The sequence below is a fragment of the Fodinicurvata sediminis DSM 21159 genome (assembly GCF_000420625.1).
GTDB lineage: Bacteria > Pseudomonadota > Alphaproteobacteria > Kiloniellales > DSM-21159 > Fodinicurvata > Fodinicurvata sediminis.
Window position 1 is genome coordinate 285116 of sequence record NZ_ATVH01000013.1, and the last position, 13909, is coordinate 299024.

Consider the following 13909-nt stretch of genomic DNA (forward strand, 5'->3'; position numbering starts at 1 on the left):
TCACCAGCCAGCTGTAACCTCTCACGCGGCAAGGGCGTGCTTCAGGTCGGCCTCCAGGTCCGCTGCGTCTTCCAGGCCCACCGAAAGCCGGATCAGGCCGGGCGTGATTCCCTGAGCCAACTGTTCATCGGGTATCAGACGCTGGTGGGTGGTGGTCGCGGGATGTGTGGCCAGGCTCTTGGAGTCGCCCAGGTTGTTGGAGATTCGGATGAGTTTCAGGGCATTCAGAAAGCGAAAAGCACGTTCCTTGCCGCCTTCGACCTCCAGGGTGACCATCGTGCCGCCTGAACGCATCTGACGGCGGGCCAGAGCTTCCTGAGGATGATCCGCACGAAAGGGGTAGCGCGTTTGCGAAACACCATGCTCCTCTGCCAGGAAATCGGCAATGCGCGCGGCACTGGCGCTCTGTCGCTCGATACGCAAGGGCAGGGTTTCAAGCCCCTTGAGCAGCAGCCAGGCATTGAAGGGGCTGAGTGCAGGGCCCGTATGGCGCAAAATCTGGGTCAGATGATCCGTGACGAACTGCTGACTGCCAAGGACAGCGCCTCCCAGGCAGCGCCCCTGCCCATCGATGTGCTTGGTGGCGGAGTAGACAACGACATCGGCGCCCAAGTCCAGCGGCTTCTGCAGAAGCGGTGAGGCGAAGACATTGTCCACCACGACGCAGGCTCCGACCTTGTGTGCCAGCTCAGCCACAGCGGCCAGGTCGACGAGTTCGAGGCCGGGATTTGAAGGCGACTCCAGGAAAACTGCCTTGGTCGGCTTGGACAGTGCCGCCTCCCACTGCTCCAGGTCGGCGCCATCGACGAAAACCGTCTCGATGCCGAAACGCGGCAGCAGCTGATTCAGGATCACGGTACAGGATCCGAAGAGCGCCCGCGAAGCCACAACACGATCGCCTGATTCCAGCTGGGCAATCAGCGCAGCCCAGACGGCAGCCATGCCGCTGGCCGTGGCGCGGCAGGCTTCGGCGCCTTCCAGCTGGCAGAGGCGCTGCTCGAACATCTCCACTGTGGGATTGCGAAAGCGGGAATAGACGAAACGCAGGCCGTCCGTCTTGAACGCGGCCTCTGCTTCCTCGGCGGAACTATAGACATAGCCGGACGTCATGTAGAGCGCTTCGCAGGTTTCATCGAAACCGCTGCGCTGCACGCCACCCTGGACAAGCAGCGTGGCCTCGCTCCAACCCTCCGTGATTGGGTGACCGCTGTCGGTACAGCCGGGTATATCGTGACTGGAATGATCGTTCATCGGCGCGTCCTCCTTGGAATCCCTGGTTTGTCGCACCCGCAGAAATCTGATCCTGCGGGCATAAAAAAGACCGTCTCTGGCAAGGGAAACGGCCGTCTCGACTTTACAGGCGCGCCGACCCCTTTAGCTGCTGATTAACGTGGCCGCAATCCGGTCAACAAATCGCCACGGGCTTATAGTGCTAGACCGCCGCCCCGATCCTGTCAAGGCGACGCCGAGCCATATCTTCCTGGGAGTCCGCACCTACGGGCGCTGCGGGTTCTCCTGGTATCTCTGGTCTTCAACTCGGGCCCTGGCAACCACAGGCTCTATCGTGTGGGAACAGGCGTGTCCCCGCTGTAGTCATAGAAGCCACGTCCCGCCTTGCGGCCAACCCAGCCGGCCTCGACATACTTCACCAGCAATGGACAGGGCCGGTATTTGCTGTCGGCCAGGCCGTCGTAAAGCACGTGCATTACCGCAAGGCAGGTGTCCAGGCCTATGAAGTCGGCCAGTTCCAGTGGGCCCATGGGATGGTTGGCGCCCAGTTTCATGGCCGTGTCAATGGCCTCCACCGAGCCCACGCCCTCATAGAGGGTATAGACGGCCTCGTTGATCATGGGCAGCAGGATGCGGTTGACGATGAAGGCCGGGAAGTCCTCGGCTGCCACTGGCGTCTTGCCCAACCGTTCCGTCAGTTCCCGGATCGTGGCGAAGGTGTCCTCATCCGTGGCAATACCGCGAATCAGCTCCACCAGCTGCATCACAGGCACGGGATTCATGAAGTGCATCCCCATGAAGCGGCCGGGACGATCCGTCGTCGAAGCCAAGCGGGTTACCGAGATCGAGGAGGTGTTAGTGCAGATGATGGCATTTTCCTTCAGCTCCTCGCAGAGCTCGTGGAAAATGCTGCGCTTGACATCCTCGTTCTCCGTCGCCGCCTCGATGACCAGGTCGCAACCGGAGAGCTCCGAGATCGCCGTAGCCTTCGAGATCTGCTTGAGCGCGGCTTCCTTGTCCTTGTCGGAGAGCTTCTCTTTCTTCACCTGACGGTCAAGATGCTTCTCGATTCCGGCCAGGGCCTTGTCGAGCTGTTCACTGCCAAGGTCCTGCAGCAGGACTTCGTAGCCCGCCTGGGCACAGACCTGGGCAATGCCGCTGCCCATTTGTCCGGCGCCAATGACACCGACTTTCGAGATGGTGAAGTCTGCTCGGCTGTTATCCTGGGACATCTTGATCTGGCTCTTTCTTCCTGAGGGGCCTGTTGCCGATGAAAAGGCTTACTGGTCCAGGGCCTTTTCCAGCTCGGGCACCGCCTCGAAGAGGTCGGCAACCAGGCCGTAGTCAGCCACCTGGAAAATCGGGGCCTCCTCGTCCTTGTTAATGGCGACAATCACCTTGGAATCCTTCATGCCGGCCAGGTGCTGGATGGCGCCGGAAATGCCCACGGCAATGTAGAGCTCGGGCGCCACCACCTTTCCGGTCTGGCCGACCTGATAGTCGTTCGGCACGAAGCCCGCGTCAACAGCAGCACGGCTTGCCCCCAGCGCAGCCCCCAGCTTGTCGGCGACACGCTCCAGGATGACGAAATTGTCGCCACTCTGCATGCCGCGTCCACCGGAAATCACCACACGGGCCGTGGTCAGTTCAGGGCGCTCGGACTCGGTCAACTCCGAATTCACATGGCTTGAAAGCCCGGAATCACCGGCTCCTTCAAGTGTTTCCAGTTCCGCGCTGCCGCCTTCGGCTGAAACGGCATCAAAGGCCGTACCGCGCACGGAGATCAGTTTCTTGCTGTCGCCGCTCTGCACCTTGGCGAGCGCGTTGCCGGCATAGATCGGGCGCACGAAGGTGTCGCCACTTTCGACAGTCACGATATCACTGATGGGCTGGACATCCAGAAGAGCCGCTGCGCGCGGCAGGACATTCTTTCCGAAGGTGGCACTGCCGGCCAGGATGTAGTCATAGCTTTCGGCCAGCTTCACGACCAATGGCGCCACATTTTCGGCAAGCAGATGATCGTACTCCTCGGAGTCCGCCAGAAGCACCTTCTTGACCTCGGGCAGGCTCTGGGCGGCCTTCGCCGCTTCAGCACAATCCTTGCCCACGACCAGGACATGGATGTCACCGCCGCCCTGGGCAGAGATCTGCTGTGCCGCGTTCAGGGTGCTCAGCGTTGCGGCGCCCAGCTGAGTGTTCTCGTGATCGGCAATTACCAGGATGCTCATCAGATCACCTTCGCTTCGTTCTTCAGCTTGTCGATCAGTTCCGCAACGCTCTCGACACGCACACCAGCCTGGCGGGCTGGCGGTTCGGAGACATTCAGGACCTTCAGGCGCGGCGCGATATCCAGCCCCAGCTCACCAGCCTCGATGGTCTCGATCGGCTTCTTCTTCGCCTTCATGATGTTGGGCAGCGAGGCATAACGCGGCTCGTTGAGGCGCAGGTCGGCGGTCACGATGGTCGGCGTTGCCAGGTCAAGCGTCTCCAGCCCGCCATCGATCTCGCGGGTGACGCGCAGCTTGCCGTCCTGCTGCTCGATCTTGGAGGCGAAGGTGCCCTGGGACCAGCCCAGCAGCGCCGAGAGCATCTGGCCGGTCTGGTTGAAATCATTGTCCACGGCCTGCTTGCCCAGCAGGACCAGATCGGGCTGTTCCGTCTCGACCACCGACTTGAGCAGCTTGGCAATGCCAAGCGGCTGCAATTCCTCGTCGCTCTGGACCAGGATGCCGCGATCAGCGCCCATGGCCAGGGCCGTGCGAATGGTCTCCTGGTTGACCTGCGGGCCACAGGAAACCGCGACCACTTCGCTGGCGATTCCCTGTTCCTTCAGGCGCACCGCTTCTTCCACAGCGATCTCGCAGAAGGGGTTCATGGACATCTTGACGTTCGCGGTTTCAACGCCGGATCCGTCGGACTTCACACGGACCTTGACGTAGGCGTCAATGACGCGCTTGACGGCGACCAGTACCTTCATGGGCTATCCTGCAGTCCTGCTTTCGTTATATGAGGCTTTTCGTCTTTGCGATGGAAACCGGCAGGACGCTGCCCGCGCGGCCAGTGGTTCTGTCCCGCCCCGTCATGCGCCTGAAAACGGGCGCTCTCCGGGACTGTGCGCTGCACCATAGGAAGGCCTACAGCCTGTGTCAATTGCACGCTCCGCCCTGTTTCCTCACCACCCTGCAAGGCCGGAAAGCCCGGCCGGTGGCAGTCGATCCCCTTATCTATTCTTTCCCGGTACCCAGAGAACGTCGTTCCGACCCTTTTCATTCAGATAGCGTCCCAGCACGAACAGCAGGTCTGACAGGCGATTGACGTACTTGACCGCTTCCATGTTCAGGGGCTCCTCTTCGGCCAACCGGGTTGCATCCCGTTCGGCACGACGTACCACGGTGCGGGCCAGGTGGAGCCAGGCCGACGGCTTCGTCCCGCCGGGCAGCACAAAGGTCTTCAGCGGCTCCAGGTCCGCATTGTAGTGATCGATCTGCTGTTCAAGCCAGGTCACCTGAGCCTCGGTGATACGCAGCGGCGGGTATTCGGCTTCCGGATCCTCCGGCGTGGCCAGGTCGGCCCCCAGATCGAACAGGTCGTTCTGGACCCTGACCAGCAGGCTGCGCTCGCTGTCCACCAGTCCGTCCTCTGCCAGCAGCAGGCCCAGGACGGCATTGGCCTCGTCCACCGTGCCATAGGCGGTTACGCGCAGGTCGTGTTTGGGAACGCGCCGGCCGGAAGCCAGCGAGGTCTTCCCCTTGTCACCGCCGCGGGTATAGATGCGGGTCAGCTGTACCAAATGATTTCTCCCGGATGCGCTTGTGTTCCGGATGCGCAGCCTAGTTGCCGGCCAGCACAGCCAATGCGAAGAGCAGCAGGGCCACGCCCTGCATTATGATGCGCCAGCGCATCAGTTTGTTGCCATACTTCTGATTGAATTCTCCGCCCCGGGCCATGGAAAAGAGGCCTGCGAAGAGGACACCCAGGGTGAGCATCATGGCAATCACCACCAGGATCATCATGAAACCGTTCATAAGCTTAGTCTATCCTGTGTTTCAGGTCGTCAAGGCTGAAGGCCTTGCCGCCGCTGGTCTTGTCCCACAAGCCATAATCCCATCGCGGCGTCTGCTCAAACCCTAAACCGGGGCCGGCACCGGAGTCACGGCCGTGGAATAGAGATAGGAGAGGTAGGTGGCATAGAGAATGACGAAAATTGCACCCTGCCAGCGCCGTATGCGCAGACCAATCGTCGCGGCCAGGATCAGCAGCAGTGATGCCCCCAGCAATACCCAGTAATCCAGGCGCATGATCTCTTCGGGTACGGCTATGGGCTTCACCATGGCGGTAACGCCCATGATGCCGAACAGGTTGAAGAGGTTCGAGCCCAGGATGTTGCCGAAGGCCACATCGGCGTGACGTTTCAGCGCAGCAATCACCGACGCCACCAGTTCCGGCAACGCGGTGCCAATGGCCACCACCGTCAGGCCGATCAGGGTTTCCGATACGCCGGCCAGCCGCGCCAACTCAATGGCCGAGTCCACAAGAAGGCTGGCGCCCACAAGCACAGCCACCAGACCGCCAAGCGCGACCAGCAGGTTTTTCGTCAAGGAACCTGGAAGGGCCTCGATTTCGGCTGCCTCGGCCTCGTGCAGACGCGCAGCCGCTGTGCTGCGCCGTTCCTGGACATAACAGAAGGTCAGGTAGGCCGCCAGCGAGAGGAAAAGGACAAGGCCAATCCCGCGCGAGATGAAGCCCAGGTAACAGACAACACCGAAGATGACTGTCGCCAACAGCATCACCGTGCCATCACGCTTCAGGGCGAAGCGACTGCAAAGGATCGGCATGATGACCGCGGTCGAGCCGACAATCAGGAGGATGTTGGAGATGTTCGAGCCGACAACGTTGCCGACGGAAATACCGGGTGCCCCGGCCAGGGCCGCCTGAACGGAGGCCACGAGTTCAGGTGAGGACGTGCCGAAGCCCACCAGTGTCAGGCCGATCAGCAGCTGTGATATTCCCAGCTGTCGCGCAACCCCGACCGAACCGCGTACCAGGAATTCACCCCCACCGCACAAGAGGATCAGGCCGGCGAGAAGTAGGATGTATACCATGAATAGCCTGGAATTGGTTACGGTGCAGGGTGGAAGACAGATGCAGCAGCGACTGTCTCCCTAAATCTGGCTTTTCCAGTCGCTTTACAAGTCGGTTCCATCGAACTCCCCCTAATCTGCTTGATGGCAGGCAGCTCCCCGGCCGCCTCTATGCCAAAACTGTTGGCCGTCAGCCCTTTCGGCGCCCCCGCCCTGTAGGTTGACCACTCTTGCCGCCGCCCTTGGAACTCCGGCTCTTCTTCTGAGCCTCGGCACGGGCAACCTTGTCCGTGAAGCCATCCTGACCAGCAGTGCCACCCGCTGCGCCAGGCGGCAATTCCAGTTCGCTGGCTTCCAGCTTGCGGATCTCGTCGCGCAGGCGGGCTGCCTCCTCGAACTCCAGGTTAGCGGCCGCATCGCGCATGCGTTTTTCCAGATCCTCCAAATGGGCTTTCAGGTTGTTGCCCACCAGATGACGGGTCTCCTCGTCGCCTGTCTCCACCGTCACATGGTCGCGCTCGTAGACGCTTTCCAGAATGTCCGAGATCTGCTTGCGGATGGTCTCAGGCGTGATTCCGTTGGCCTCGTTGTAGGCCTTCTGCTTCTCGCGCCGCCGCTCCGTCTCGCCGATTGCGGCATCCAGCGACTTCGTCATCTTGTCGGCATAGAGCAGGACGCGCCCGTCCACATTGCGCGCCGCCCGGCCGATGGTCTGGATCAGAGAGGTGGTGGAGCGCAAGTAGCCCTCCTTGTCCGCATCCAGGATGCAGACAAGGGCGCATTCGGGGATATCAAGCCCCTCGCGCAGCAGGTTGATCCCCACCAGGACATCAAAGACGCCAAGCCGCAGGTCGCGAATGATCTCGATGCGCTCCAGCGTGTCCACGTCCGAGTGGATGTAGCGCACCTTGAGGCCGGCTTCGTGCAGGTATTCCGTCAGGTCCTCGGCCATGCGCTTGGTCAGCGTGGTGACCAGCACGCGATAGCCCTGCTCCGTGGTGGCGCGGCACTCGGCGATCACGTCGTCAACCTGGCTCTCCGTGGGCCGGATCTCGCAGCGCGGGTCGATCAGGCCGGTGGGGCGGATCAGCTGCTCGACGAAGACACCGCCGGTGCGCTCCATCTCCCACTTGCCCGGCGTGGCCGAGACATAGACCGTGGGCGGGCGCATCAGGTCCCATTCCTCGAACTTCAGCGGCCGGTTGTCGATGCAGGAGGGCAGGCGGAAGCCGTACTCCGAAAGCGTCGACTTGCGGGCATAGTCGCCGCGGTACATGCCGCCGATCTGAGGGACCGTCACATGGCTCTCGTCCACGATCAGCAGTGCATCCTCAGGAAGATATTCGAACAATGTCGGCGGTGGCTCGCCGGGCTGGCGACCCGAGAGATAGCGCGAGTAGTTCTCGATGCCGGCACAGGAGCCCGTGGCCTCCATCATCTCCAGATCGAAGGCGGTGCGCTGCTGCAGCCTTTCGGCCTCCAACAGCTTGCCGCCGGCCACGAACTCGTCCACGCGCAGTTTCATGTCCGCCTTGATCTGCTCGATGGCCTGGAGGATCGTCGGCCGCGGTGTCACGTAGTGGCTGTTGGCATAGACCTTGACCGACTTCAGGTTCGGACCCTTCTCGCCGGTCAGGGGATCGATCTCGTGAATGGCCTCGATCTCGTCGCCGAACAGGGACACGCGCCAGGCCCGGTCTTCATAGTGGGCCGGGAAGATTTCCAGGCTGTCACCGCGCACTCGAAAGGTGCCGCGCACGAAATTCATGTCGTTGCGCTTGTATTGCAGCTCCGTCAAACCCGCCAGAAGCTGCTTCTGATCGATTTGCTGCCCGGCTTCCAGGGACAGGGTCATGCGGGCATAGGTTTCGGGCGAACCGATACCGTAGATGCAGGAGACCGAGGCGACGATGATCACGTCGCGACGTTCGAACAACGCGCGCGTGGCGGCGTGGCGCATACGGTCGATCTGCTCGTTGATCGAGGATTCCTTCTCCACGTAGGTATCGCTGCGCGGCACATAGGCTTCGGGCTGGTAATAGTCGTAGTAGGAGACGAAGTACTCCACCGCATTCTCCGGGAAGAGGGACTTCATCTCGGCATAGAGCTGTGCCGCCAGGGTCTTGTTGGGCGCCAGGACCAGTGTCGGGCGCTGCAGGTTCTGGACGACATGTGCCATCGTGAAGGTCTTGCCGGACCCCGTGACCCCCAGCAGAACCTGGTCACGCTCGCCCTGATGCAATCCTTCGGTCAGGCTGGTGATCGCCTGGGGCTGGTCGCCGGCTGGCTCGAAATCGGATGCAAGGACGAAGCCGGCCGGCGTTCCGGTTGGCGGCTGAAAAACGCTGCTGTCTTCGGGTTTGGTGGGTGTGACTGCTTCAGACATCCTGCCCTATGTAAGAGGCAATCGCTCCTTGAGCCAGAGGGCAGACGTCCTTCCGGATTAAAATTTTACCTTCAACAGCCTTTCACATACGAGGTGTGCAGAATTTTGGCCTCTCTGTCAGGACATAAACATGAAGATTAAAACCATTCCAAAAATTTCTCTTGACGGAGATGCGAAAGCCTCTTAATTCAATATCGCGTTTTGGAAGCATTCCAAAAAATTTTCTTCCTCTGTTGGAAAGACACCCCGAACCGCCCATATGGGTGGATACTGCACTGCAACATTTGTAGCGCAACTAAACATTCGATAGGAGACAGACAGATCATGCTTACAGTTGGCGACAAGCTTCCTTCCTTCAAACTTCAGGCCGTTCCCGAGGGTCAACCGAAGAACCCCAGCGAAGCTTTCACCGAAATTTCGGACAAGTCCTACGAAGGCAAGTGGCTGGTGCTCTTCGCCTGGCCAAAGGACTTCACCTTCGTCTGCCCGACGGAAATTGCGGCCTTCAGTCAGTTGAACGAGGAATTTGCCGATCGTGACGCGCAGATCCTGGGCCTGTCCACGGACAGCGAATTCGTGCACCTGGCCTGGAAGCGCGACCATGAAGACCTGCGCGACCTCAAGTTTCCGATGCTCTCGGACCTGAAGCGCGAGCTCAGCCAGGAACTGGGTATCCTCGACAAGAACGAGGGCGTGGACCTGCGCGCGACCTTCATCGTCGATCCCGACGGCATCATCCGCCACGTCTCCGTGAACGACCTCAGCGTTGGCCGCAACCCGCAGGAGACCCTGCGCATCCTCGATGCTCTGCAGACCGACGAACTCTGCCCCTGCAACTGGCAGCAGGGCGAAGAGGTTCTGCAGGTCGCCTGATTGCTTTCGTAAGCAGGATCTTGCCGGCCGGCCCTTCGGGGCCGGCCTCGCAAGAGACCGAACGACGATCCGGCACGCCCATATTCACCCCTCATCCTGAAACCGTCAGCAACCAGCCGAGGCTATTGCCATGTCCATAGACACTCTCAAGAGCCAGATCCCCGACTACGCCAAGGATCTGAAGCTCAATCTCTCCAACATCCAGAGTTCGACCGCGCTGAACGAGCGCCAAGTCTGGGGCGCCATACTGGCCTCTGCACTTGCCAGCGGCAATTCCAAGGTCATCAGCGCCATCGCCGAAGACGCGAGCCAGCACCTGTCCGATGAGGAAACCAAGGCAGCCAAGTCGGCAGCGGCCATCATGGCGATGAACAACATCTACTATCGCTCGCTGCACCTGCTTTCCAATCCGGAATACGGCAAGATGCCTGCGCGTCTGCGCATGAACGTGATTGCCAATCCGGGTGCGGACAAGCTCGACTTCGAGCTTTGGTCCCTGGCCGTCTCCGCCATCAATGGCTGCGGCATGTGCCTGGAATCCCACGAGCGTGAAGTCCTGAACAAGGGCGCCAGCAAGGAAGCCGTGCAGGACGCCCTGCGCATCGCCGCCGTGGTCCATGCCGTCTCCGCCACGCTGACCGGCGAGGACGCCATGCCAGAGGCCCAGCAGGCCGCGGCCTGAGCCGGCACACTCTGGAGATTGCAGCTTTCGGAATTGATTGAATTCCGAATTCAAAACCCTGGCGCGCAGTTCTCTCCCCCGGTGCGCCAGGGTTTTTGCTTTCTGGCCATGGGAACAAATGCTTGTTCACTGAGGGCCGGGCGTTATCATGCCCTGCATGTCAGAGCCTGAAGACCTGATTGTCTTTTCCGGAAGCGATGGCTGGCTGGCCCAATTCGGCCAGAGGCAATTCCATTGCGCCATTGGGCGTGGCGGTGTCGTGCCGGCAGCCGACAAACGCGAAGGTGACGGCGCCACGCCACTTGGCCACTGGCCCCTGCGCCGCCTCTTCTATCGGCCGGACCGCGGCGCACCGCCGCCCTGCCGAATCGATTGCCGGGGGCTTCGGCCCGATGATGGCTGGTGTGACGACCCAACCCACCCCGACTACAATCGCCTGGTCAAGCTGCCCTTCGAGGCCAGCCACGAAAAGCTCTGGCGCGAAGACGAACTCTACGACCTGCTCGTGGTGCTGGGCCATAATGACAGCCCGCCCCAGCCCTATCTGGGCAGCGCCATCTTTCTGCACTGTGCGAAGCCGGAGTATCCGCCCACACTGGGCTGCGTGGCCCTGCGGCGCCCGGATCTGGAAATCGTGCTGGCAGGCATCACGCCCGACTCAATGGTAGAGGTGCGCGACCACTGAAACGGCAGCCTCACGACTGGGGAGGGCGCGCGCCAAAGATGGCCGTTCCGACGCGAACCTGCGTGGCCCCCAGTTCCACGGCCGTTTCATAATCACCGCTCATGCCCATGGACAGGCCGGACAGGCCATTGCGCTCGGCGATCTGCCGCAGCAGCGCGAAATAGGGTGCCGGCGCCTCTTCCAAAGGCGGGATGCACATGACCCCCTCGACCGGCAGACCGTAGTCATCGCGGCACAGCCTTATGAAGGCATCGGCTTCCTCGGGCAGAACCCCTGCTTTCTGCGGTTCCTCCCCCACATTGACCTGGACGTAGCAGCGCGGGCGCCTATCCAGCTTGTCCATGGCCTTGACCAGGGCCTTCGCCAGCTTCTCTCGATCCAGGGTCTGAATCACGTCGAACAGGGCCACCGCATCCTCGGCCTTGTTGGTCTGCAGAGGGCCGATCAAGTGCAATTCGAGGTCAGAGTTGGCCGCCTTCAGGTCGGGATACTTGGCCTGGGCTTCCTGCACCCGATTCTCGCCGAAAACGCGCTGGCCAGTGGCCAGAGCCGCCTCCACCAGTGAGCGGTCATGCGTCTTCGAGACGGCAATCAGAGTGACATCATCCGGGTTCCTGTCGGCCCGTTGTGCTGCGCGGGCGATGCGCTCGTGAATCTGTTCAAGGTTGGTCGCTATGTCAGGCTCATTGCCCGCCGGCATGGTTATTCTCCCTTCTCGGAAAGCCCCATGAGATTGCGTGCGAAGCTTTCCGCCTCGAAGGGGCGCAGGTCCTCAGCCGATTCTCCCACGCCGATGGCATGGACCGGCAGGCCATACTGCTCGGCGAGCGCCACCAGCACGCCGCCGCGCGCCGAGCCATCCAGTTTGGTCACCACCAAGCCGGTAACCTCCACCAGCTCGCGGAAGGTGCCCACCTGCTGCACCGCGTTCTGGCCGGTGGTGGCATCCAGGACCAGCAGCACGTCGTGCGGCGCCTCGGGATCCTGCTTGGCCAGCACGCGACGAATCTTCTGCAGCTCGGCCATCAGGTTGTCCTTGTTGTGCAAACGCCCGGCCGTATCGATGAACAGCAGATCGGCGTTGCTGGCCTTCGCGCGCTCCAGCGCTTCATAGGCCAGGCCCGCCGCATCGGCCCCCTGCTTGCCGGAGACAACCTCGCAACCGGCACGCTCGCCCCAGACCTTGAGCTGCTCGATGGCCGCGGCGCGGAAGGTATCACCCGCCGCCAGAACCACCGAGCGCCCGGCTTCGCGGTTCAGCTTGGCCAGCTTGCCGATGGTGGTGGTCTTGCCGCTGCCGTTGACACCAACCACCAGCACCACATGCGGGTGCTTACCAGGATCGGGCGTCAGGGGCTGTGCCACTGGCTCCAGGATTCCCGCAATGTCTTCCGCCAGCGCCTCGCGCACTTCGATGTCGGACACATCCTTGTTGAAGCGCGTCTTCGCCAGATTGGACGTCAACTTGCCAGCGGTGGACACCCCCAGGTCGGAGGAGATCAGCAGGTCTTCCAGCTCTTCCAGGGCCTCGTCGTCCAGCTTGCGCTTCGTGAAGATGCCGGTAATGCCCTCCCCCAGTTTGGAGGAAGAGCGCGAAAGCCCCTTCTTCAGCCGTGAAAACCAGCCACCGCCTTCGCTCATATAGGCACTCCCGTCAGTTCACCATTTTCTGAATTCAGAATTCTTGCTTTCTGTATCGCCCCGATCTGACCGTCCAGACGCACCGGCGCGAAATGCTCGCAGCGCCCGCGTGGTCCCTTGCCGTCCCCCGGGTCCTCTTCGACAAGGACCTGAGCTCTCGTTCCGATCCGGCTTTCCAGGAAGGCTGCTTCCGCCCTCTGGCCGGCGGCGCGCAGCCGCGCCGCGCGTTCCTTGCGCTCGGGCTTCGGCACGGCGGGCATGCGCGCGGCCGGTGTGCCCGGACGTTCGGAATAGGGAAAGACATGGAGCCAGGTCAACCCGGCTTCCTCCACCAGCCGCAAGGAGTTCTGGAACATCTCCTCGCTCTCGGTAGGGAAGCCGGCGATGATGTCGGCCCCGAAGACCGCGTCGGGGCGAAGCGCGCGCACCCTGCGGCTGACCTCCAGCACATCGCCGCGCAGGTGACGGCGCTTCATGCGCTTCAGGATCATGTCATCGCCCGCCTGCACGGAGAGGTGCAGGTGCGGCATCAGCCGCGGTTCCTCGGCCAGCAGGCGATAGATATCGTCGTCGATTTCCACGGGATCCAGCGAAGACAGACGCAGACGCGGCAATTCCGGCACCAGAGCCAGCAGGCGGCGCATCATCTGGCCCAGGCTTGGCTGTCCGGGCAGGTCGCTGCCATAGGAGGTGACATCAACGCCGGTCAGCACCACCTCGCGCACACCCCCAGCCACCAGCTTGCGCACCTGAGTGACGATCTCGCCCATGGGCACCGAACGGCTGGGGCCGCGCCCATAGGGAATGATGCAAAAGGTGCAGCGATGGTCGCAGCCCTGCTGCACCTCGATAAAGGCTCGTGTGCGCTCGGCAAAGCCCTCGATCAGATGGCCGGCCGTTTCGCGCGCGCTCATGATGTCGTTGACCAGCAAGCGCGGCACGCCTTCAGCGGCAAAGCTGCGCGGGTCCAGCTTCTCCATATTGCCAAGCGCCCGGTCCACCTCGGGCATGGCGGCATAGCGTTCCGGGTCCACCTGCACGGCACAGCCGGTCACGATGATCATGGCCTCGGGGCGTTCGCGGCGCGCCCGACGCACGGCCTGGCGGAACTGGCGTTCTGCCTCGGCCGTCACGGCACAGGAATTGAAAACCACCACGTCACTCAGCCCGTTGGCGCGCGCATGCGCGCGCATCACCTCGGACTCGTAGGCGTTCAGGCGGCAGCCGAAGGTCACCACCTCCGGCTCCTGCTGCGCCTGTGAATCCCGGCCCTCGGAACGGGCTATGGTGGAAGCTGTCTGCATAAAGCGCCTTATAGGGGGCTGAAGGCC

General features: G+C 61.9%; 14 protein-coding genes and 1 riboswitch. Of the genes, 3 read left to right on the forward strand and 11 right to left on the reverse strand.

The window, feature by feature from the left end:
- Nucleotides 1-21: 21 nt before the first annotated feature.
- The 8 genes from metZ to uvrB form a co-directional block, all read right to left on the reverse strand.
- Nucleotides 22-1251, reverse strand: a complete 1230-nt coding sequence (metZ, locus tag G502_RS0106395; RefSeq protein ID WP_022727832.1) for an O-succinylhomoserine sulfhydrylase — start codon at nt 1249-1251, stop codon at nt 22-24.
- Between the two features lie 102 nt (nt 1252-1353).
- Nucleotides 1354-1430, reverse strand: a riboswitch (SAM riboswitch).
- Between the two features lie 129 nt (nt 1431-1559).
- Complete coding sequence (locus G502_RS0106400; protein WP_022727833.1) at nt 1560-2462, reverse strand: 3-hydroxybutyryl-CoA dehydrogenase; 903 nt, start codon at nt 2460-2462, stop codon at nt 1560-1562.
- A gap of 48 nt (nt 2463-2510) precedes the next feature.
- On the reverse strand, nt 2511-3458 hold the full coding sequence (locus G502_RS0106405; RefSeq protein WP_022727834.1) for an electron transfer flavoprotein subunit alpha/FixB family protein: 948 nt from the start codon (nt 3456-3458) through the stop codon (nt 2511-2513).
- A complete protein-coding gene (locus G502_RS0106410) occupies nt 3458-4207 on the reverse strand; it encodes an electron transfer flavoprotein subunit beta/FixA family protein (RefSeq protein ID WP_022727835.1) in 750 nt (249 codons plus the stop codon). Before G502_RS0106410 ends, G502_RS0106405 begins: the two co-directional genes overlap by 1 nt.
- 243 nt (nt 4208-4450) lie before the next feature.
- Entirely contained in the window at nt 4451-5020 is a 570-nt protein-coding gene (locus G502_RS0106415; protein WP_022727836.1) for a cob(I)yrinic acid a,c-diamide adenosyltransferase, read from the reverse strand.
- Nucleotides 5021-5060: 40 nt separating this feature from the next.
- Nucleotides 5061-5255, reverse strand: coding sequence for a twin transmembrane helix small protein (locus G502_RS0106420; RefSeq protein ID WP_022727837.1), 195 nt, complete (start codon nt 5253-5255; stop codon nt 5061-5063).
- Between the two features lie 102 nt (nt 5256-5357).
- Nucleotides 5358-6332: a calcium/sodium antiporter gene (locus G502_RS0106425; protein WP_022727838.1), complete on the reverse strand. Its 975-nt coding sequence runs from the start codon at nt 6330-6332 to the stop codon at nt 5358-5360.
- A 169-nt stretch (nt 6333-6501) separates the two neighbouring features.
- Nucleotides 6502-8697 carry an excinuclease ABC subunit UvrB gene (gene uvrB / locus G502_RS18995; RefSeq protein WP_022727839.1) on the reverse strand — a complete coding sequence of 732 codons (2196 nt, stop codon included), beginning with the start codon at nt 8695-8697 and terminating at the stop codon, nt 6502-6504.
- A gap of 324 nt (nt 8698-9021) precedes the next feature.
- Between uvrB and G502_RS0106435 the strand changes: the two genes are divergently transcribed.
- From G502_RS0106435 to G502_RS0106445, 3 genes are all read left to right on the forward strand, one after another.
- On the forward strand, nt 9022-9570 hold the full coding sequence (locus G502_RS0106435) for a peroxiredoxin (RefSeq protein ID WP_022727840.1): 549 nt from the start codon (nt 9022-9024) through the stop codon (nt 9568-9570).
- Nucleotides 9571-9700: 130 nt separating this feature from the next.
- Entirely contained in the window at nt 9701-10252 is a 552-nt protein-coding gene (gene ahpD, locus G502_RS0106440) for an alkylhydroperoxidase, AhpD family (protein ID WP_022727841.1), read from the forward strand.
- A 157-nt stretch (nt 10253-10409) separates the two neighbouring features.
- Nucleotides 10410-10937, forward strand: coding sequence for a L,D-transpeptidase family protein (locus G502_RS0106445; RefSeq protein ID WP_155957803.1), 528 nt, complete (start codon nt 10410-10412; stop codon nt 10935-10937).
- 10 nt (nt 10938-10947) lie between these two features.
- Here G502_RS0106445 and G502_RS0106450 read toward each other — a convergent pair whose 3' ends face one another.
- From G502_RS0106450 to mtaB, 3 genes are read right to left on the reverse strand one after another with little or no spacing between them, the layout of a single operon-like run.
- Nucleotides 10948-11637: a YggS family pyridoxal phosphate-dependent enzyme gene (locus tag G502_RS0106450; protein WP_022727843.1), complete on the reverse strand. Its 690-nt coding sequence runs from the start codon at nt 11635-11637 to the stop codon at nt 10948-10950.
- Between the two features lie 2 nt (nt 11638-11639).
- Nucleotides 11640-12578, reverse strand: coding sequence for a signal recognition particle-docking protein FtsY (gene ftsY, locus G502_RS0106455; protein ID WP_022727844.1), 939 nt, complete (start codon nt 12576-12578; stop codon nt 11640-11642).
- Nucleotides 12575-13882 (reverse strand): tRNA (N(6)-L-threonylcarbamoyladenosine(37)-C(2))-methylthiotransferase MtaB, encoded by a 1308-nt coding sequence (gene mtaB, locus G502_RS0106460; RefSeq protein ID WP_022727845.1) that lies wholly within the window; start codon nt 13880-13882, stop codon nt 12575-12577. Before mtaB ends, ftsY begins: the two co-directional genes overlap by 4 nt.
- Nucleotides 13883-13909: the final 27 nt, after the last annotated feature.

Coding starts and splice junctions, on each gene's coding strand:
- uvrB (WP_022727839.1), bottom strand. CDS start 8,697: ATGTCTGAAGCAGTCACACCCACCAAACCCGAAGACAGCAGCGTTTTT.
- G502_RS0106410 (WP_022727835.1), bottom strand. CDS start 4,207: ATGAAGGTACTGGTCGCCGTCAAGCGCGTCATTGACGCCTACGTCAAG.
- mtaB (WP_022727845.1), bottom strand. CDS start 13,882: ATGCAGACAGCTTCCACCATAGCCCGTTCCGAGGGCCGGGATTCACAG.
- G502_RS0106435 (WP_022727840.1), top strand. CDS start 9,022: ATGCTTACAGTTGGCGACAAGCTTCCTTCCTTCAAACTTCAGGCCGTT.
- ftsY (WP_022727844.1), bottom strand. CDS start 12,578: ATGAGCGAAGGCGGTGGCTGGTTTTCACGGCTGAAGAAGGGGCTTTCG.
- G502_RS0106400 (WP_022727833.1), bottom strand. CDS start 2,462: ATGTCCCAGGATAACAGCCGAGCAGACTTCACCATCTCGAAAGTCGGT.
- metZ (WP_022727832.1), bottom strand. CDS start 1,251: ATGAACGATCATTCCAGTCACGATATACCCGGCTGTACCGACAGCGGT.
- G502_RS0106420 (WP_022727837.1), bottom strand. CDS start 5,255: ATGAACGGTTTCATGATGATCCTGGTGGTGATTGCCATGATGCTCACC.
- G502_RS0106425 (WP_022727838.1), bottom strand. CDS start 6,332: ATGGTATACATCCTACTTCTCGCCGGCCTGATCCTCTTGTGCGGTGGG.
- G502_RS0106405 (WP_022727834.1), bottom strand. CDS start 3,458: ATGAGCATCCTGGTAATTGCCGATCACGAGAACACTCAGCTGGGCGCC.
- G502_RS0106445 (WP_155957803.1), top strand. CDS start 10,410: ATGTCAGAGCCTGAAGACCTGATTGTCTTTTCCGGAAGCGATGGCTGG.
- ahpD (WP_022727841.1), top strand. CDS start 9,701: ATGTCCATAGACACTCTCAAGAGCCAGATCCCCGACTACGCCAAGGAT.
- G502_RS0106450 (WP_022727843.1), bottom strand. CDS start 11,637: ATGCCGGCGGGCAATGAGCCTGACATAGCGACCAACCTTGAACAGATT.